The organism is Paenibacillus sp. BK033 (genome assembly GCF_004345425.1).
Taxonomy (GTDB): domain Bacteria; phylum Bacillota; class Bacilli; order Paenibacillales; family Paenibacillaceae; genus Pristimantibacillus.
This window is the reverse complement of sequence record NZ_SLVP01000002.1, coordinates 636,594-655,840: the sequence shown is the minus strand read 5'-3', so window position 1 is coordinate 655,840 and position 19,247 is coordinate 636,594. Positions and strand designations below refer to the sequence as shown.

Annotated in this window: 17 protein-coding genes; 15 read left to right on the top strand and 2 right to left on the bottom strand. The window is 52.2% G+C overall.

What is annotated here, in order from left to right:
- Positions 1-202: 202 nt before the first annotated feature.
- Entirely contained in the window at positions 203-1,480 is a 1,278-nt protein-coding gene (locus EV294_RS09975) for an extracellular solute-binding protein (RefSeq protein WP_132306320.1), read from the top strand.
- On the opposite strand, the gene EV294_RS09970 is transcribed toward EV294_RS09975, so the two are convergent.
- The gene (locus EV294_RS09970) at positions 1,452-2,552 is read right to left on the bottom strand and encodes a coiled-coil domain-containing protein (RefSeq protein ID WP_132306318.1); all 1,101 of its coding nucleotides are present in this window, start codon (positions 2,550-2,552) and stop codon (positions 1,452-1,454) included. The two genes, EV294_RS09975 and EV294_RS09970, sit on opposite strands and share 29 nt — an antisense overlap.
- A gap of 93 nt (positions 2,553-2,645) precedes the next feature.
- Here EV294_RS09970 and EV294_RS09965 point away from each other — a divergent pair, with 93 nt between their 5' ends.
- Positions 2,646-3,803, top strand: a complete 1,158-nt coding sequence (locus EV294_RS09965; RefSeq protein WP_132306316.1) for a class I SAM-dependent methyltransferase — start codon at positions 2,646-2,648, stop codon at positions 3,801-3,803.
- A 52-nt stretch (positions 3,804-3,855) separates the two neighbouring features.
- On the opposite strand, the gene EV294_RS09960 is transcribed toward EV294_RS09965, so the two are convergent.
- Positions 3,856-4,092 carry a DUF2626 domain-containing protein gene (locus EV294_RS09960; RefSeq protein ID WP_132306314.1) on the bottom strand — a complete coding sequence of 79 codons (237 nt, stop codon included), beginning with the start codon at positions 4,090-4,092 and terminating at the stop codon, positions 3,856-3,858.
- A gap of 266 nt (positions 4,093-4,358) precedes the next feature.
- Here EV294_RS09960 and EV294_RS09955 point away from each other — a divergent pair, with 266 nt between their 5' ends.
- The 13 genes from EV294_RS09955 to EV294_RS09895 all read left to right on the top strand — a co-directional run bounded on the left by EV294_RS09955 (position 4,359) and on the right by EV294_RS09895 (position 19,204).
- Positions 4,359-5,009 carry an RsfA family transcriptional regulator gene (locus EV294_RS09955; RefSeq protein ID WP_132306312.1) on the top strand — a complete coding sequence of 217 codons (651 nt, stop codon included), beginning with the start codon at positions 4,359-4,361 and terminating at the stop codon, positions 5,007-5,009.
- Between the two features lie 116 nt (positions 5,010-5,125).
- The gene (locus EV294_RS09950; protein WP_165930634.1) at positions 5,126-6,064 is read left to right on the top strand and encodes a ketopantoate reductase family protein; all 939 of its coding nucleotides are present in this window, start codon (positions 5,126-5,128) and stop codon (positions 6,062-6,064) included.
- Between the two features lie 25 nt (positions 6,065-6,089).
- On the top strand, positions 6,090-6,485 hold the full coding sequence (locus EV294_RS09945) for a DUF3397 domain-containing protein (protein ID WP_132306308.1): 396 nt from the start codon (positions 6,090-6,092) through the stop codon (positions 6,483-6,485).
- Positions 6,486-6,630: 145 nt separating this feature from the next.
- Positions 6,631-8,268: a bacillithiol biosynthesis cysteine-adding enzyme BshC gene (bshC, locus tag EV294_RS09940; RefSeq protein ID WP_132306306.1), complete on the top strand. Its 1,638-nt coding sequence runs from the start codon at positions 6,631-6,633 to the stop codon at positions 8,266-8,268.
- A 148-nt stretch (positions 8,269-8,416) separates the two neighbouring features.
- Positions 8,417-9,679, top strand: coding sequence for an adenosylhomocysteinase (locus EV294_RS09935; protein ID WP_132306304.1), 1,263 nt, complete (start codon positions 8,417-8,419; stop codon positions 9,677-9,679).
- A 101-nt stretch (positions 9,680-9,780) separates the two neighbouring features.
- Positions 9,781-10,974 (top strand): ornithine--oxo-acid transaminase, encoded by a 1,194-nt coding sequence (locus tag EV294_RS09930; RefSeq protein WP_132306302.1) that lies wholly within the window; start codon positions 9,781-9,783, stop codon positions 10,972-10,974.
- Entirely contained in the window at positions 10,971-11,864 is an 894-nt protein-coding gene (gene rocF, locus EV294_RS09925) for an arginase (protein ID WP_132306300.1), read from the top strand. The genes EV294_RS09930 and rocF overlap by 4 nt, the downstream gene beginning before the upstream one ends.
- Positions 11,865-11,942: 78 nt before the next feature.
- Positions 11,943-12,980, top strand: a complete 1,038-nt coding sequence (locus EV294_RS09920) for a DUF4349 domain-containing protein (RefSeq protein ID WP_132306298.1) — start codon at positions 11,943-11,945, stop codon at positions 12,978-12,980.
- A gap of 129 nt (positions 12,981-13,109) precedes the next feature.
- A complete protein-coding gene (gene mraZ / locus EV294_RS09915) occupies positions 13,110-13,547 on the top strand; it encodes a division/cell wall cluster transcriptional repressor MraZ (RefSeq protein WP_132306296.1) in 438 nt (145 codons plus the stop codon).
- 30 nt (positions 13,548-13,577) lie between these two features.
- Positions 13,578-14,528, top strand: a complete 951-nt coding sequence (gene rsmH, locus EV294_RS09910) for a 16S rRNA (cytosine(1402)-N(4))-methyltransferase RsmH (RefSeq protein ID WP_132306294.1) — start codon at positions 13,578-13,580, stop codon at positions 14,526-14,528.
- Positions 14,529-14,547: 19 nt separating this feature from the next.
- Complete coding sequence (gene ftsL, locus EV294_RS09905; protein ID WP_132306292.1) at positions 14,548-14,934, top strand: cell division protein FtsL; 387 nt, start codon at positions 14,548-14,550, stop codon at positions 14,932-14,934.
- Positions 14,935-14,943: 9 nt separating this feature from the next.
- On the top strand, positions 14,944-17,166 hold the full coding sequence (locus tag EV294_RS09900; RefSeq protein ID WP_132306290.1) for a penicillin-binding transpeptidase domain-containing protein: 2,223 nt from the start codon (positions 14,944-14,946) through the stop codon (positions 17,164-17,166).
- Between the two features lie 100 nt (positions 17,167-17,266).
- Positions 17,267-19,204, top strand: a complete 1,938-nt coding sequence (locus tag EV294_RS09895) for a stage V sporulation protein D (RefSeq protein ID WP_132306288.1) — start codon at positions 17,267-17,269, stop codon at positions 19,202-19,204.
- Positions 19,205-19,247: the final 43 nt, after the last annotated feature.

Here is a 19,247-nt window from a genome sequence, read left to right as displayed (position 1 = left end):
TACACTGCTTACACTTAAATCGATGGAATCCACGAGCAATGGCGATCGGAAGAACATTCAAATACGCAGTTTGCCCCATTAACCTACAGGGCGGGGGGGATAAAGTCCTAGACTTGTTTGGACAACTCTGCGTTTTATTGCTATGATAGTTTTAATAGACTAGACTGCGGGGGCTTAAGTTATTTCGGAAAGGGAGAAGTGTGTGGCTACAAGGAGATTTGTGATGATCCTTGCAGGAGCAGTGCTGTTGTCCGTTATTTTGCTTATTCCCAACATGGACCCGCGCAAGCCGGCTTCCTCCGGCGGCAGCTCCCATGATGCAAATACCGGACCTGTCGCTAACGAGCTGGATGAAGAGCCGACGGAATCCATTGTTGTAACCGTTTCCATGTCACCCGATCAATTTGCGTTTTTAGAAGAGGCGAATGAACGTTTCAGATTCAAATACCCCAACATCGAGGTGGAGCTGCTGAATATCGAGTCGAAGGAAGAAGCCTACGCTGCCTGGAAGCAGGATCTTATGCTGGGCGCTTCCTCCGATATTATGCTGATGGACAGCGGCTGGGTCAGGGAATTTGCCGTCATGGGCCTGCTTGAGCCCGTTGATAGCGTCAACGCGGCAAACACTTTATCCGACCAGCCGGCCAAGCTGCTGGCTCCGCTCAGGTGGAACAGTTATCTGTGGGGAATCCCTTTTGATGCCGATCCTTCCATTCTCGTATGGAATAAGGCTATGCTGGCCGAACAGAACCTAAGCGATCCTCCTAAGGATTGGACAAGCTTCCTGCAGCTCGCTGACCGTCTGTCGGCTTCCGGGAACGAGGGGTCTTTGCTATATTTGCCCGGTGATTTCAGCGGAACGGCAGCCTGGCTGGATGCCTGGAGCAGCGGTGACCAACGCGGGGCGGCTGCCTTAATCCTGAATGAAGAGTCGGCTAACCGCCTGGAAAAGACGGCTTCTTTGACGATTCCTTCAATGGCCGTCAATAAACGCTTGCTTGGAACCGAGATGGACAATCAGCGCTTGCTTGCGTCGGTCGTTTCCTGGTCGGAGTATAAAGGGCTTTCCCAATCGGAGCAGGATAAGCTGCTAATCGACAAGCTTAAGCTCCGCAACTTATGGCTGGGGAGCCGCAGCTTTGTTGTCTCGGCAAATACGGATCGGGCAGAGGCAGCGTTCAGCTGGATTAAAGAAATGACGAGCGTGACTGAACAGGAACGCAATTATGAACGCCTTGGCAAACTGCCCGCGAAAAATTCCATATACGAAATAGGCGGATATTCGGGCTCAACGGCCCAATATCCGCCTACATGGTGGTTGCCTTTGCTAAACGAAGAGCCGGTCGGCGAACCGCCTGCTCCGAACTGGCATAAGGAATGGAGGCGGTGGGAAGCTTCATGGCAGCTGTATACGAGCGGGGCAGCGGACATTGCCGGTTTTATCCAATCGGTTACAGCTTCATCTTCAAGTAAACAATAAGCTCCTTGTCTTTCATTTCAACCGATTTAGCTTGTATGAATGTAAGGATGTCACCAGGATAAAAGCCGAGATCAAATTTGTCTTCAAGCGCTTTTCGTGTCGTGTCCGGCAGCGCAAAACCGTTAAACAACAGCTCATCGACATGGAATACGATGCCGTTCTTCGGCTTTTCTTCCACGGTGTAATGACCGGTGACGGCAATTTCCATGTTATCGTGCTTGCCGGATGCGGTAACTTTGCCGTCTTCGAACCGGAAGGAGAAATCGTTAAACCGTTTATCCTGCTCCCTAAGGAATGTATTCAAGGCATCCTCCGGAATAAGAATCGTATAATTAAACCCGTTTATTTCCAGGTATTGCTTATTGTTTTCAATCCAGCTAGGCAGCTTGTTCATCGCTTTGGACAAAGCGCCGAAATATTGCTCCACTTCTTCAAGTCCGGCGGATTCCCAATAATTCGTCAGCTCCTGCATCAGCAGGCGAAGCCGATCCGCATCGGAGCGTCCGGCGAGCTGGCCGTCAATCTGCTGCTCGAGCTGCGCAACCCGGCTGCGCTGGGTTTGAAGCCGGCTTTCAATCTCTTCAAGCTCCGTTTTTCTTCCGTCCAATTTGGCGTATTCCTCTTTCAAGCTCTTATATTCCTTTGTGTAGGAATCAAGCGTATTGCGGTCCCGCGAGAAAATAATGTCTACGTAGTCCAGCATAGCGAATAAATCGTGAATCGAATCGAAGGAAAGTATCGCGCGCAGCAAAATCTCGCGTTCCCCCATATAATAAGCGCGCAGCACTTTACCGGCCTCTTCACGTTTCTCCTTTATTTCCTGCTCGCGCTGCGCAATCCGTTTATCCGTAATCGACATGTCGCCTGCAACCTTTTCTTTTTCTGCTTGGATGCGTGCGATTTCTTTGTCAATCTCCACGATAGACAAGCTATTCTCCAAAATCTGATTGACCTGCTCGTCCTCCGTTAACTGAGGCTCGGCCATGACGGGAAGCTTGCAAATGGCAAGCATAAGAACGACAAGAAGGATAAAGAGCCATCTGCCGCGAACATAAATGCGATGGAATGCCACCAGCCGCCTCCTTTCTCACGTTGCAAGGCCTGTACAGCTAACATTGTATGCGACGGTTCCATTTATTATATCTGATAAGCGGGAGTTGAGCAGGTGAAATTAGGCAAAATATCGTTAATCAGCCGGATTTCGGAGCGAATAGCGCGGATGCCTGCGGTCGGCTGGCGGGCAGGCAGCAACGGCTCGGATAAGCTCCGCTGCATGACCTTCAAACAATACATGAGTTTATGTTTATATGACGGGCAATACGGATATTACCGCTCGGGACCCGTGCGAGTAGGGCGGGAAGGCGACTTTTACACCAGCTCCGCCGTAGGGGCCGTGATGGCGCATTGCTTGACGAATCATGTGCATGAATACGCTGCGCGTGCTGCCGTGAGCCAGATTCAGCTTGTGGAATGGGGGGCGGGAACGGGGCGGCTTGCGATGCAAATACAGGAGGCCTGGCAAGCAAGGGCAGAACAGCCTTCCGCTCTTCAATGCCGGTTTGTTCTGATTGACGATCACCCGGGTCACTTGGAAGAAGCCAAGCGGACTTTGGACTCGAAAACAGGCCGTACGGCGTTATTCCTGTCATCCGACGAAGCCATGCGGAGCGGAGGTCATTGGCGGGATCGGCCTTCGGTTGTGCTCGCCAATGAGCTGCTGGATGCGTTTCCGGTAAATCGGGTGACGGTGGAAAAAGGGAAGCTTGTCGAACTGGGCGTAGCGGGGAATGCGGAGGATGGCTTTTACGAGGTGCATATGCCGCTTTCGGACGAAAGGATTGCTGCCGCGTTGCATAGAGATGGAATTCGCCTGGCGGAAGGCCAGCAGACGGAAGTGAATCTCGATGCGGAGCAATGGCTTGCAAGCCTTGCCGGAGTGCTGGGGGAAGGACGGGTTATTATCATTGATTACGGTCATGAGGCGGAGGAGTACGCGGCGGAACACCGGATGAAGGGGACTTTGTTGTGCTATTCGGATCATGTCGCCTCCGACGAGCCTTACCTTCGGATTGGCGAGCAGGATATAACGGCGCATGTTTCGTTTACGTCCCTCCGTCATGCCGCGGAAGCCGGAGGGTGGCAGGTTGCTTACTACGGCACCCAGAAGCAGTTTCTGATGGATCACGGGGCGTTTGAGCTGCTGCGGAATCACGCGGAAACCGACCCTTTCGGCCAGGCGGCCAGAAGGAACCGGGCGGTTCGTCAACTGCTGCTGAGCGACGGAATGAGCGAGACGTTTAAAGTGCTTGTGCTGGATAAATGAAAAAAGGTGCGGCTCCGCGAGGAGCTGCACCTTTTTTTGCCGTTCGCAAACTTTAGAATGGGTTGCCCATTTTGAATACGGTCCAGTAAGTAAAGCCTACAAACGAAATAACCATATATCCCCAGAACATGAGTATGTATGTTCGTTCGCTAAATTTGAGATAACCCAGGAAAACGAAAGCCACCGCTTGTGCAAAAAACAGAAGCGCGAATTCAGTCATGTGGCCTGCGAAGGCCATCAAGCCGATCACAAGAGTCCAAAAACCGAGTACCCGATACATGCGTGCCATGAAACCATCCCCCCTTCGCTCTGACCCGAATTTCTATTGTACATTATAACGGTTGAATTTGGCAGTGTAAACAAGCAAGTACGAACAAAATCAACTATTTTGTGTAAATTGAAAGCGTTATGATATCAGTTTGCTCGTTAATCGGCAGAATTATGTATGAGCTTTTTGAAATTTGGTTATACAAATTAGTATCCGATAGATTCTATGAACTCTACCAAGGGCATAGAGATAAAGTAAGCGCCTTTACGTAAGGAGGTTTTGGTCGCATGACAGCAGTCAGACAAGATGCGTGGAGTCCCGACGACGATCTCATACTCGCCGAAGTTACACTACGCCATATTCGCGAAGGTAGTACCCAGCTAGCGGCTTTTGAAGAGGTAGGGGAACGTATAGGACGGACTTCGGCGGCTTGCGGATTCCGCTGGAACAGCTGTGTCCGCAAACGTTATGAAGAAGCGATTCAAATCGCCAAGCAGCAGCGCCAGAAGCGCAATTATTTGAAAAAACAGGCGATTGTCGCAACCCCTCATGTCTCTTCTATTGCCGTTTACGATGCAGAAGAAAGAGCATTTAGCGCTAATGCGGTAACGACGGAGGAAGGTTTATCCGTTGATTCCATTATTCGTTTTCTTAGACAGTTCAAGACCACTTATCAGGACGTAAGCCGTCAAATGAAATCCTTCGAGAAAGAACTGAAGGAAAAAGAGGATGAAATCGAACGTTTACGCGAAGAGAATGAGAGATTGTCTAGAGAAGTAAATAATGTTCAAACCGATTACCGGGCCGTCAATGACGATTATAAAACATTGATTCAAATTATGGACCGGGCACGCCGACTGGCGGTGTTGACGCATGAAGAGGAAGCAAAGCCTCGTTTTAAAATGGATGCAAACGGAAATTTGGAACGAATTGAATAGGTGATAGCCCCGCCGGCGATGTACGGCGGGGTGTTCGCTTTTTATCCGGAAACAAGTATGCTATATACGAGCATACTTTTTTTGTGCCCAATACTTGCGAAGTGGTGATCCCGAGTTTGAAGATACATATAGTTGGAGGCGGAGCGATTGGTCTCCTGCACGCCGGGCTGCTGGCTCGGGCGGGGCAGGAGGTGACGGTGTGGACGCGAACGGACAAGCAGGCGGAGCGGCTCCAAGCGGAAGGCGTCAGGCTGGAGACGCTGGATGGAGTTGTACGGGATATCGCAGTGGACAGCCATTCCCTTTCAAGCCTACAGGCCGGTCCAATCGGAAAGGAGCATTCCGCGGCATGGATCATACTGACGGTGAAGCAAAGCCATATCGATGAAAGCCTGCTGCATCGGCTGCGGAGGTTAAGCAGCGGGACAGCGGCGATTTTATGCCTTCAGAACGGAATCGGTCATATGGAGAAGCTGGCGGCCGCTCTTCCGGACGCGCTCCTGTATGCGGGCGTCACGTCTGTTGGAGCCAGACGGCTGGATGATGCCCGCCATGTGCGGCACACGGGGGATGGACGATTGTGGTTTGGGGCGTATTCGGAGGACAAAAAGGACGATTATCTCCAAAATTTGTTGTTAAAAATACTGAAAACGGCAGGATTCCGTGCGGGATTGTCGAATGAGATGAAGGACATGATTTACCAAAAGCTGCTTATTAACGCGGTAATTAATCCGCTTACGGCGATTTACGATACGACAAACGGAGAGCTGCCGCAGCATCCGACAAGGCTGAGGCTGATGAGGTCCTTGTACGAAGAAACATCGGCGATTCTTTCGGCCGACGGAATGAAGCCGGGAGGCGACGGATGGCAGCTTGTGATGCAGGTATGCGCGGCAACGGCGGCAAACGTCTCTTCCATGCTAAGCGACGTCAGGGCAGGGCGCCAGACGGAAATCGACTGGATTAACGGCGGTGTTGCCGGACTGGCCGGACGTCTAGGCATAGCCTCTCCGTTAAACGATGCTGTAACAGCACTCGTGAAGCAGCTCCATTAACAAAACGAGGAAAGGTGCGGATGACATGGGCTTTTTATGGGACAGCATAAAATATGTCTACGCCTATTTGGCGGTAATACCTGTCATTCCTTTTCTTCTGGTTTATTTCGGGTATGGCATGTTTTCGGACGACAGAAAAAAAGCGTTCCAGCTGGCGATGGATGTTACAACAGCGCTTCTGATCGGATGCGTGGCCGTATTGTTCGATTCCATCTTTAACAGCTCATTCGGCCTGTATGCTATAATTCTTTTTATGCTGCTTGGCGGCGGCTTGCTGGGCAATATGCAGTTCCGCAAACGAGGGAACGTAAACGTGAAGCGGGTGTTTCGCGCCGTGTGGCGGCTGGGTTTTTTTACGATGAGCATGGCGTATCTGCTGCTGATGTTTATCGCGATCGGACAGAAAATCTTTACCGCGTAAGCACTTTAGGGCCTGTAACCAAGAGGTTGCGGGTCTTTTTTTCTTTTGACGTGCGGCTTATCCTTTGTGTACAATCAAATTGTTGCTTGAATGGTTACAGTTTTGCAAAAACTATATGATCGATTTGGGAGGAACTGGCAGCGCTATGAATACGGAACATTATGACTTGCCAAGCGCCCAGCCTTTAACAGAGGCTTATATACATCGGACGGACGCAAATATCGATTCGCTGTACGGCTATCATGCCGGACGCGAGCAGGATTGGGCAGAGCGCCTGGAGAAGCTGGAGGGGCTTTCGGGCAGCCGGGCGAATTCGGCGGAATTAGCGGAGGTGCTGCGCCAATACAACAGCCCGTATACAACGCCGGAGGTGGATGCTTCAATTCGGGCCATTGCGGAAGGAGCGCCGGTTATTATTGGCGGACAGCAAGCCGGCTTGTGGTCGGGATCGCTGCTTGTGATACATAAGGCGGTCTCCATCGTCAGCGGGGCGAAATGGGCTTCCGAGAAGCTGGGCCGCACGGTTGTGCCGGTCTTCTGGATTGCGGGCGAGGATCACGATTGGGATGAAGCGAATCACACTTACGTGCTGAATGCGGAGCAGGAGCTTCGCAAGCTGATCGTTCAGCGTCCGGAAGGTCCAAGAACATCCGTAAGCCGTACGGCTGTGGATGCGGACAGCTGGAACGCGATGCTGGAGGAGCTCGAGCAGACGCTTCCGCATTCCGACTTTAAGCCTGGACTGCTTGAGCAGCTCCGGCAAATTACGGGTCAATCCCGGTCGTTGTCGGACATGTTTGCCGGAATTCTGGCCTTTTTGTTCGGCAAGGAAGGCCTTGTTCTACTGGATGCGGATGATCCAAAGCTTCGCAAAATCGAAGCGCCGATGTTCCGCCGCATGATCGAGGAGAACGATGAGCTGGAATCAGCCTATAAATCCGCGGCGGAGAAAGTGAAATCGCTTGGATATCAGCTGCAGGCGGATGTCGTAGAGGGCAGCGCGAATCTGTTTGTATTTAACCCTGCGAACGGGGAAGAGCGGACGTTGCTGCACAAGCGTGACGGGCAGTTCCAGGACCGGAAGGCGACGGCTTTCTGGACGAAGGAGCAATTGCTCCAGCTGGCGGAGGAGCACCCATCCCAGCTTAGCAATAACGTGCTTACGAGGCCGATTATGCAGGATTATTTGTTCCCGGTGCTTGGGACCGTTTTGGGTCCGGGCGAAATCGCGTACTGGGCATTAACCGGCGAAGCTTTCCGCAAGCTAGGGATGGAAATGCCGATTATTGTGCCGCGGATGTCCTTTACCCTGGTAGAAGGTACGATTGCGAAGCATATGATGAAATATGAGCTGTCTTTCGAGGATGTGGCGAAGCGTTTCGAGGCCCGCAAGCAGGCGTGGTTGTCGGAGCAGGACCAGCTTTCCATCGAAGAGCGTTTCGAAGACGCGAAGCAGTCGTTTGTTGCGATGTACGGTCCGCTTCTTGAGCTTGCCGGTTCCATTCAGCCGGGTCTTCTGAAGCTGGGAGAGACGAACCGTCAGAAGATAGTCGAGCAGATCGAGTATTTGGAAGCCAAAACAAAGGACGCGTTTAATAAGCAGTACGACGCATCGATACGTCAGCTAGACCGCATTGCGCTTTCGCTCTGGCCGAGCGGCAAACCGCAGGAGAGAGTCATCAACATGTCCGGCTACTGGAACCGTTACGGCTCCGCGTGGCTGGAGAAGCTGCTCGAGCTTCCTTTCAGTCCAACGGGCGGACATCAGCTCGTCTATTTGTGACGTGAGCAAACCTTTCTCGAGGCAATTCGAAGATGGGCGACCGCGTTTAGAGGTAGGTTTAATCGCCAAATAGCACTTCAGTTTTCGATTGTCGTGAAACTTGTACGTTCTATTGTGGTAAGAATGTTGTAGGAGGCTATTTAAAGGCATGAGTACATTGGAAAAAAGCATTATCCGCGATATCGCCCTCGCACCGGAGGGGCATTTGAAAATCGACTGGGCAAGCGCGCATATGCCGGTCTTAAACCGGATCCGCGAGCAATTCGAGCGGGATCTGCCTTTTAAAGGCCTGAAGGTGACCATTTCCCTCCATTTGGAAGCAAAAACGGCTTATCTCGCGAAGGTCGTTAAAGCTGGCGGAGCGGACGTAACCATTACGGGCAGCAACCCGCTGTCCACGCAAGACGATATTTGCGCGGCTCTTGTGGAAGACGGCATTACGGTATTCGCCAAATACAATCCGGAGCCGGAAGAGTACAAGGAGCTGCTTATCAAATCGCTTGAATCCAAGCCCGATTTGATTATCGATGACGGCGGCGACCTGGTTACGATTCTGCATACCGAGCGAACGGATCTCCGCGAGAATCTTCGCGGCGGCGCGGAGGAAACAACAACGGGAATTATCCGTCTGAAGGCGATGGAGAAGGAAGGCACCTTGAGCTTCCCGATGGTTGCAGTAAACGACGCATATTGCAAATATTTGTTCGACAACCGCTATGGTACCGGCCAGTCCGTGTTTGACGGCATTAACCGGACAACCAACCTTGTCGTGGCAGGCAAAACGGTAGTAGTGGTTGGTTATGGCTGGTGCGGCAAAGGCGTTGCCATGCGCGCCAAAGGCCTTGGAGCAAACGTGGTCGTAACCGAGGTTGATGCCATTAAAGCGGTTGAGGCTTACATGGACGGCTTTACCGTTCTTCCGATGTCGGAAGCGGCAAAAGCAGGCGAATTGTTTATCACGGTAACGGGCAATAAAGACTGCATCCGTGCCGAGCATTACGAAGTCATGAAAAATGGCGCGATTCTCTCGAACGCCGGCCACTTCGACGTCGAGTTCAACAAGCCGGAGCTTGCGGCTATGTCGACGGACATTCGTACCGTTCGCCGCAATATCGAAGAATATAAGCTGAAGGACGGCCGCAGCATTTACGTGCTGGCTGAAGGACGTCTCGTCAATCTGGCTGCAGGCGACGGTCATCCGGCAGAGATTATGGATACCACGTTTGCCCTGCAGGCGCTTGGTCTTCGCTACGTCAACGAGCAATATGCGAATATCGGCCAAAAGGTCGTCAACGTGCCTTACGAGCTTGACGAACAGGTCGCACGCTTCAAGCTGGATTCGTTGAACATCAGCATCGATAAGCTTACGCAGGAGCAGGTTGCTTATCTCGACAGCTGGAAAGAAGAATAGATTAAATGCAAAAAGGACGCGCCGTAATACGGTGCGTTCTTTTTTTGAGGTCATGGGACTTGCGGCAATCACCGTACAATGAAACAAGGGGGGATTGCGCAATGAAAAGCTCCGTTGACACGATACGTCTCATGGATCGTTTCGGTGCACGCAACTATAGTCCGCTTCCTGTTGTAATCGAGAGGGCAGAAGGAGTATGGGTGGAGGATCCGGAAGGCCGCCGCTATATGGATATGCTCAGCGCGTATTCAGCGCTGAACCATGGTCACCGGCATCCCGCAATCATTCGCGCGCTTAAGGAGCAGGCGGATAAGGTAACGTTGACTTCAAGGGCCTTCCATAACGAACAGCTTGGCCCGCTATCCAAGAAGCTTGCGGAATATACGGGCAAGTCCAAAATCCTTGCGATGAATACGGGGGCCGAAGCGGTGGAAACGGCGCTGAAGGCAGCGCGCCGCTGGGCTTACCGGGTGAAGGGGATTCCTTCCGGCAAAGCCGAAATTATCGTCTGCGAAGGGAATTTCCATGGCCGGACCATTACGATTACTTCATTTTCCTCCGATGCGCAGTATCGCGCCGGCTTTGGTCCTTTTACGCCGGGATTCAAAATTATCCCCTATGGTGACGCCGAAGCGCTGGCCGCTGCGATAACGCCCAATACGGCAGCTTTTCTCGTAGAACCGATTCAAGGCGAAGCCGGCGTTGTAGTGCCGCCGGACGGTTATTTGAAGCAGGCTTTTGAATTATGCAGACAGCGCAATGTATTGTTTATGGCCGATGAGATACAGACGGGCTTTGGGCGGACGGGCAAGCGGTTTGCCTGCGACTGGGAAGGCGTTGTTCCGGATGTGTATATATTGGGCAAGGCGCTTGGCGGAGGTGTTCTGCCGATTTCGGCCGTTGCGGCCGGAGATGACGTGCTGGGGTTGTTCGAACCGGGCTCGCATGGCTCAACCTTTGGCGGCAATCCGCTGGCATGTGCGGTAGCGTTAGCCGCGCTTGCGGTGATGGAGGACGAAAAGCTGGCTGAACGGTCGGAACAGCTTGGCCAATATTTCAAGCAATCCCTGGAATCGATACGCCACGAGGATATTATCGAGGTTAGGGGAAGAGGATTGTTTATCGGGATGCAGTTATCCGTCCAAGCGAGGGCCTACTGCGAAGCTTTGTTCCAGATTGGGCTGCTATGCAAGGAAACCCACGAGACGGCAATCCGCTTCGCTCCGCCGCTCGTTATAACGAAGGATGAGCTGGACTGGGCGCTGGAGCGGATCAAGGAAGTGTTTCAAATATGAATAAGCTAACATTGTTATCCGTTCCCTTTGGTCTTGGCGCCGGAACCCCCGGCAGCGAGCAAGCTCCCCACCATATCTATCAGCTGGGCCTTTTTCAAATGCTGCAGCAGCAAGGCTGCACGATTAATAAGCTGAAGGAAATCGTAAACGCAGGTATACCTGCTCCCGTTATTCAGGTCCCGATGAACCATTCCGAGGAAGTTATCAAGACGGGAATCGCATTGGCCCGTGCAGTAAAAGCCGTTGTATCTTCCGGACAGTTTCCTTTCGTTCTTGGCGGGGATCATAGTCTGGCAATGGGAGCGTTGGCAGGATTGACCTCGCATTATAAGAAGCTTGGCGTCATATGGATTGACGCGCATGCCGATATGAACACGGAATTAACCAGCCCTTCCGGCAATATGCACGGTATCCCGCTAGCCGTCGCCCAAGGAAGGGCCCAGCTGTCTTTATCGCACTTATTGCCGGGAGCGGGTACAATCGCGCCCGGCAATGTTGTCCTTATCGGAGCCCGCGATCTGGATCCGGCAGAAGAAGCGCTTATCCAGGCAGAAGGAATTGCTTGTTTCCGAATGGCCGACATCAGACGGCTTGGCATTCATGCGGTAATCGCCGAAGCGCTCCGTATCGCGGGAGATGCGGCGGACGGTATCCATCTGAGCTTTGATATCGACAGCATTGATCCTTCGGAAGCGCCGGGGACGGGAACGCCGGTACGGCACGGCTTGACTGCGGACGAAGCGCGGGAGGCTATCCGTCTGCTAGGCTTATCCAAACGACTGACCTCCGCCGAATTCGTAGAGGTGAATCCGCTGCTTGACCGCATGGATCAAACCTCTATGCTTGCAATGGAGCTAATCGTACTTTTACTAAGCAGCATGAAAAGTTAGGGCGTATTTCCTCCCTCGCGCAACCTTTCCAAATCTTGTGCGTCTAGGACGGTGATCCATAGAAAAGGGGGAGTAAAGATGGGTATAAAAAAATACGGGTACACGTTCTTGCTCATGATTATGGCGATTGCACTGTTTCTCGGAGGCTGCTCGTCGGGCAGCAGTAACATGAACTCGGCTGCGTCAACGGCAAACGGAGGGGCTGCCGTCACTGAACAGTCCTCGGATGCCAAAGCGGATGTCAATTCGGAGAGCGCGGCAAGCTCCGCCGAAGCGCCTGTCGCAGCCGTAGGCGGCGAGGCTGGCGGCGGATCTATCGGAGAGATTGCCGCTGACGGCACGGGAGCGGGCTTGAATCAAAAACTGATCTACAAAGCGAATTTAACGATAGAAGCCATTGATTACGATAAGGCGGCGACGGCGCTCCGCAACACGATCCACCAGGCAGGCGGTTATATTTTGCAGTTCCAGGACGGTCAATACAGCGGCGAGATGAGCTCCACCTATACCATCAAAGTGCCTGCGGCATCGTTTATGGATTTCATTGACCGCCTCAACGGAATCGAACATAAGAAATTCGAGCGGCAGATAAGCGGAACGGACGTGACGGAGGAGTATGTGGATCTGCAGTCGCGTCTGACAGCGCAGCAGGTAGTAGAAGAGAGGCTGCTTGCTTTTATGGATAAAGCGACAAAAGCGGACGATCTGGTGAAGTTCTCGGAGCAGCTTGCGACGGTTCAGGAAAATATCGAGCGATTAAAGGGACGGATTCGCTACCTGGATAACAACGTATCTTATTCTACGGTCGAGCTCAGGCTGTATCAGTCAAACGCGAAGGAGGATACGCTGTCGGTGGAAGACGGTCTTGGCGATAAAATGTCAAAAGCCTTGCAAGACAGCGTAAACGCCATGATCACCGTCTTGCAGGGATTGCTGGTCTTTGTCGCAGGAGCTCTGCCGATTTTGCTGCTGATCGTTATTATCGGGCTGCCGTTGTACTGGCTGAGAGGCAAATTCCGCTCCAGGCCGAAAGATCAGGCTCCGCCAAGTCACCCTGTTGCCCCTCCTGTCAAAGAGGAGGCTAAGGAAGAGGATCCGAATCAGCTTAACGGTTAATCATATGAATTATTTTTCAAAAATCCTGCTCATGGAGCAGGATTTTTATTTTAGGTGGCGAACTAGTCTATCTTAGTGGGGAAATGTGGTGCGAAGTGGAGGATATGGGGGAAGGGGTGGGCGTATCTCATGTTTATGGGTGAATATCAACATACCATTGATGAGAAGGGCCGCATTATTATTCCTTCAAAGTTCCGGGAATCGCTTGGCACCAGCTTTATCGCAACCCGCGGTTTGGATAACTGCTTGTTTGTTTACCCTATGAGCGAGTGGAGCGTGCTGGAGCAGAAGCTGAAGTCATTGCCTCTCATGAAGTCGGATGCCCGCGCTTTTACCCGGTTTTTCTTTTCCGGGGCAACGGAATGCGAGCTCGACAAACAGGGAAGGGTAAACATACCAGCCCACCTTCGCGAATACGCGAAGCTGGATAAGGATTGCATGGTGCTTGGCGTATCAAGTCGCGTCGAGATCTGGAGCAAATCGACGTGGGAAGGCTATTATGAGCAATCCGAGCAGGCGTTCAACGAAATCGCGGAGAAATTGGTCGATTTCGACTTCAACTTCTAGAGTAAACAACAAGAATGGGAGGATGTTAGCGTGTTTCAGCATATTACAGTGCTATTGGAAGAGGCGGTTGACGGACTGGCGATTAAGCCGGACGGCATATACGTCGACTGTACGCTTGGCGGCGCAGGCCATAGTGAAAGAATTGTGTCCCGGCTGAGCGGTGGAGGGCGTTTGATCGCATTTGACCAGGATGATGCTGCGCTGGAGAACGCACGCGTAAGGCTTGCTCCCTATATGGATAGAGTAACGCTAGTCAAGAGCAATTTTCGTTATTTGGAAGAAATGCTTCTCACGTGTGATGTTCCAACGATAGACGGTGTCCCTCAGGTCGACGGTATATTGTTCGATCTTGGCGTTTCCAGTCCCCAACTGGATGAGGCGGAGCGCGGCTTCAGCTATAACCATGATGCTCCTCTCGATATGAGGATGGATCAGGGAGGAGCCTTAACGGCCTACGATATCGTAAACAGCTGGGAAGAGCGGGAGATTTCCCGCATTCTGCATGTGTACGGCGAAGAGAAATTCGCCAGATCGATCGCACGTAAAATCGTCCAGGCCCGCGAGAATGCGCCGATTGAAACAACAGGCGAGCTGGCAGAACTGGTCAAAGCCGGAATTCCGGCAGCTGCAAGACGAACTGGCGGTCATCCTGCCAAGCGTTCCTTCCAAGCTCTCCGGATTGCCGTAAATGACGAGCTCGGCGCCGAGGAGGACGCATTGGAACAAGCAGTGAAATGCGTTGGCCAAGGCGGCAGAATATCCGTTATTACTTTCCATTCGTTAGAGGATCGCATCTGCAAGCAATTATTCGCGAGTTATGTTGAAAAATGCACTTGTCCGCCGGATTTTCCCAAATGTGTATGCGGCGGCACAGGAAAGCTTCGGTTAGTGAACCGCAAGCCGATTGTTCCGACAGAGCAGGAGCTTGAAGTTAATCCTCGCTCTCGCTCGGCCAAGCTGCGTGTCGCAGAAAAATTGTAGGTTAGAGGGGGTTCTTTCATTGGCTTATATCAACGGCAATTTGGCGATGCAGCCAAAGCGCAAGCCGGATCAGAAGACGGTTGTCCGCGAGACGAAACGGATTGTTGTGAAGCGCAAGTCGATTCCGGTTCAGGAGAAGCTGCTGTACATGTTTACGGTCGTTTTTTGCGTAATCGTGCTTGGAGTCATCGTGAATCAATACGCGAAAAACTATGATATGCGCGTCCAAATCAAGCAGATGAAAACGCAATACGCGACGATGAACATTGATATGAAAGAGTTGCAGAAGCAAGTAGAAATGCTAAACGATCCGGAGAGGATCCGCAAAATGGCAGAAACGCAAGGCATGGCAAGCACTGAACAGCCGGACATCATGGTTAATACTCAATCCGCCAAGACGGAATAGGTGACGCATATGGTGAAACGAATTAAACTTCGCACGTTGTTGTTTGGAGGGATAATGACCCTCCTTTTTGTTGTTCTAATCGGTAGAATCTATTGGGTGCAGGTGGTCAAAGGAGACTTTTGGTATGACAAGGCCAAGACTAGATGGGCGGCCGAAGAGAAGCTCGTGGCGAAGAGGGGGACGATAACGGACAGGGATGGCAACATGCTCGCCATGGATTCCGTTGCTTACGATATCGCGGTAAACCCCGATATGATTCATAAGCTTAATATTGCCGACGAGGTAGCGGCCGGATTACATACATTGCTGGGCAAGCCGGAAGCCGATCTGCTCAAGATCGTTACGGCGCAAAAGGACGGCAAATACTATCAGCAGCGAGAGATTCACGAGGAAGGCTGGAGGATCGACAAGGAGCTTGCCGACAAGGTTGTAAAGTTCCGGCAGGAGCTTTACGACAAATACAAGACGAAAGACGTCGGCATTTATCTGTTCGAAGATCAGAAGCGGTATTATCCGCGACATTCCATGGCATCGCAGCTGCTGGGCTACGTGACGAAGGAAGGGCAGGCCGCTTCGGGGATCGAGTCGTTTTATAACGATAAATTGAAAGGCGAAGACGGGGAGCTCAAATACGAAAAGGATGGCAAACGCGTGCAGCTCGCGGAAGGCCAGGTCGAATACAAGCCGGCGAAGGATGGCCAGGATATCGCTCTTACGATCGACATGGATATTCAGAATTACGTGGAAAAAGCGCTCGAAGACATCAATGATAAATATCATCCGAAGAGCATTACGGCCATCGCGGCGGATCCGAATACGATGGATATTCTGGCAATGGCCAATTATCCGACGTTTGATCCGAATACCTATTGGGACATGAGCTATGAGAATGCGTATAACCATTCGATCAAGTCCTTGTACGAGCCGGGTTCCACGTTCAAGATCGTAACGCTGGCTGCAGCCGTGCAGGAAGGGATTTTCAATCCGAACGCGACGTATAAGTCCGGTGCTATTTCGGTACCGGGCGCCCCGGTAAAAGACATTAACAAAGTCGGCTGGGGGACGATAACTTATCTGGAAGGTTTAAAGCGCTCCAGTAACGTTGCGTTCGTTAAGCTGGGCTGGGAGCAGCTTGGCGGCGTAAAGCTCATGGATTATATCAACCGGTTCGGTTTCGGCCAAAAAACGGGCATCGAGCTTGGCGGCGAAGCGGCGGGCGCCATTAATGTGAACTTATCCATTCCTTCCGATATCGCCCGCGCTTCGTTTGGTCAAGGCAAGGTACAGGTTACCGCGATGCAGCAGGTTGCGGCGGTTGCGGCGGTTGCGAACGGCGGCAAGCTGATGGAACCGCATATCGTGAAACAGATTTACGATCCCAACACGAAGACAACCGTGAAGACGCAGCCTAAGGTTGTAAGACAGGTTATTTCGCAGGAAGCCTCCAAGAAGGTGGGCGAATATCTGGAACAGGTCGTATCGGACCAAGAGATCGGTACCGGGCGCAATGCTTACATCGAAGGCTACCGGGTAGCGGGCAAGACGGGTACGGCACAGAAGGTTATCAACGGAAAATATTCGCAAGACAAGTTCGTCGTATCTTTTATCGGTTACGCGCCCGTTGAGAAGCCGAAGATTGTCCTTTATATCGTCGTAGACGAGCCTAACGATCCGAAAGCCGGCGGCGGCGCCGTTGCGGCACCCGCCTTCAAGGATATTGTATACAAGAGCTTAAAGCATCTGGGCGTTGCGCCGGATATTAATGTTACCGAGAACGGGAAGAAGGAAGTAACGGTATCCGTGCCGAAGCTCGCAAGCCTAACCGTATCTCAAGCAAAAACGCAACTGAAGTCGCGCGGCTTGAACGTTGAGGTAGTCGGCGGCGGAACAAAGGTCATCCAGCAGGTGCCTGCATCGGGTGCCTCCGTTCATCCGGCCCAGAAGGTATACTTGATAACGGAGCAGCGCGATAAGCTGAAAATTCCGGATATGACGGGTATTTCGTTGCGTGACGCGCTCGAAATTGCTTCCGTGCTGGACATCCGCGTAACGGTCAAAGGCGAAGGGTATGTCGTCTCCCAGAAACAGGTTACGAAAAACGGGGAGCGTCTCGTTGAACTCACGCTATCGCCGCAGACGGACGCGGTGAACGACGGGACCGCGTCTTCCGATTCGGAGGGCGCGACGGATAAGGCAGACGATCAGAAAGTCGAGACGGCCAATACGCAATAATTAATCAATAGCTTGTTCTATCCCCCACTTGTCCCTCATAGGTTGGGAATGAGCGTCAGCGTACGCTCAGCCGAAGGATGAGGCGTAAGGGGGAACAAGGATGAAGGTATCAAATGTAACGTTGCGTCGCCGGCTGTTTATCGTACTTTTAATCAGCGTGGCAGCTTTTGCCGGATTGATTTTCCGGCTTTCTTACGTTCAGTTGTGGCAGGGAGAGAAGCTGTCCGCCCAAGCGGAAGACAACTGGCGGCGCGAAATTCCTTATAAGGCGAAGCGTGGCGATATTCTGGATCGCAACGGGACCAAGCTGGCTTTTGACGTAAGCACGCCAACCGTACTGGCTATCCCCGTGCAAATTCCGGACAAACAGGCAACGGCGGCCAAACTTGCGCCTTATTTGGATATGACCGAAGAAGCATTGGTTAAGCTCCTCTCCAAGAAAACAAGCATTGTCGAGCTGAAGCCGGGCGGGAAACGAATGACGACCGACAAGGCGCAGCAGGTAAGAAACTTGCATCTTAACGGAATCGTGGTTGCGGAGGACAATAACCGCTATTACCCGTACGGAAGCCTCGCCGCGCATTTGCTGGGCTTTACGGGAGTGGATAAAGGGCTTACCGGCGTGGAAGCGAAATATAACGACATGCTTAAAGGGATAGACGGCAATGTCTCTTACTTGTCTACCGCGTCGGGCAAATCCATGCCGAATTCCTCGGATACGTATCAAGCGCCGCAGCAAGGCTTGTCGCTGGAATTGACGATAGACAAGCAGATTCAGGCGGTCATGGAGCGGGAGCTCGATCAGGCGATGACGGCCCTGCAGCCGGACGATATCATTGCGATTGCAATGAACCCGAATACGGGGGAAATTCTCGGCATGGCGAGCCGGCCAACCTATGAACCTGCTAATTACCGGGAATATCCTAGCGAAACCTATAACCGCAATCTTCCGATCTGGATGACTTACGAGCCAGGTTCGACATTTAAAATCATAACGCTTGCGGCAGCGATCGAAGAGAAGAAGGTAAACCTGAAGAACGAAACCTTCTTTGACCCCGGCGCCGTCGAGATCGGCGGAGCTAGGCTGCGCTGCTGGAAGAAGGGCGGCCATGGCAGCCAGACCTTCCTCGAGGTTGTGCAAAATTCCTGCAACCCGGGATTTGTAAACCTTGGTAATCGGCTTGGCAAAGAGAAGCTTTTCGATTATATTAAAAACTTCGGATTCGGTTCGAAAACCGGCATTGATATTCCTGGCGAAGCAAACGGTATCTTGTTCAAGCTGGATAAGGTTGGTCCTGTCGAGCTTGCCACGACCGCATTCGGTCAAGGCGTGTCGGTAACGCCAATCCAACAGATTGCTGCCGTTTCGGCTGCAATTAACGGCGGTACCTTGTACAAACCCCATGTGACCAAGGCATGGATTAATCCGCAAACCGGCGAGACGGTGCAGCAGATTGAACCCGAGGCTGTCCGCAAGGTTATTTCGGAGGATACCTCGAAGCAGGTGCGCGAAGCGCTTGAAAGCGTCGTTGCCCTCGGAACAGGCGGCAATGCGTTTATCGACGGCTACAGGGTAGGGGGCAAAACAGGTACGGCGCAAAAAGTAATCAACGGACGTTATTCTCCGAATGAACATATCGTATCCTTTGTTGGCTTTGCTCCCGCGGACAAACCGGAGATCGTCATCTATGTGGCCGTAGACAATCCGCAAGGCATTCAATTCGGCGGTGTCGTGGCTGCCCCTATCGTGCGTAATATTATGGAGGATGCACTTACGATCATGCAGGTGCCTCCGCGCGACAAGCAGATCGACAAGAAATACAAGCTTGGGGAGACGCCGATCGTTACGGTTCCTAATCTGGTAGGGAAATCGGTATCGGATCTATACGAGGATATGAACATGAACTTCAATTTGTCCTCGGCCGGTTCGGGCAATACGGTTATCCGCCAGGCTCCGGCGGTTGGCGCGCGGGTAGAGAAAGGCTCTACGATACGCATTTATTTGGGCGATGAGGACGATATATCGGATTCCCATTGACTTGCCGCTAATCAAGGAGGATGATATAACGCGTTCTCCTTGA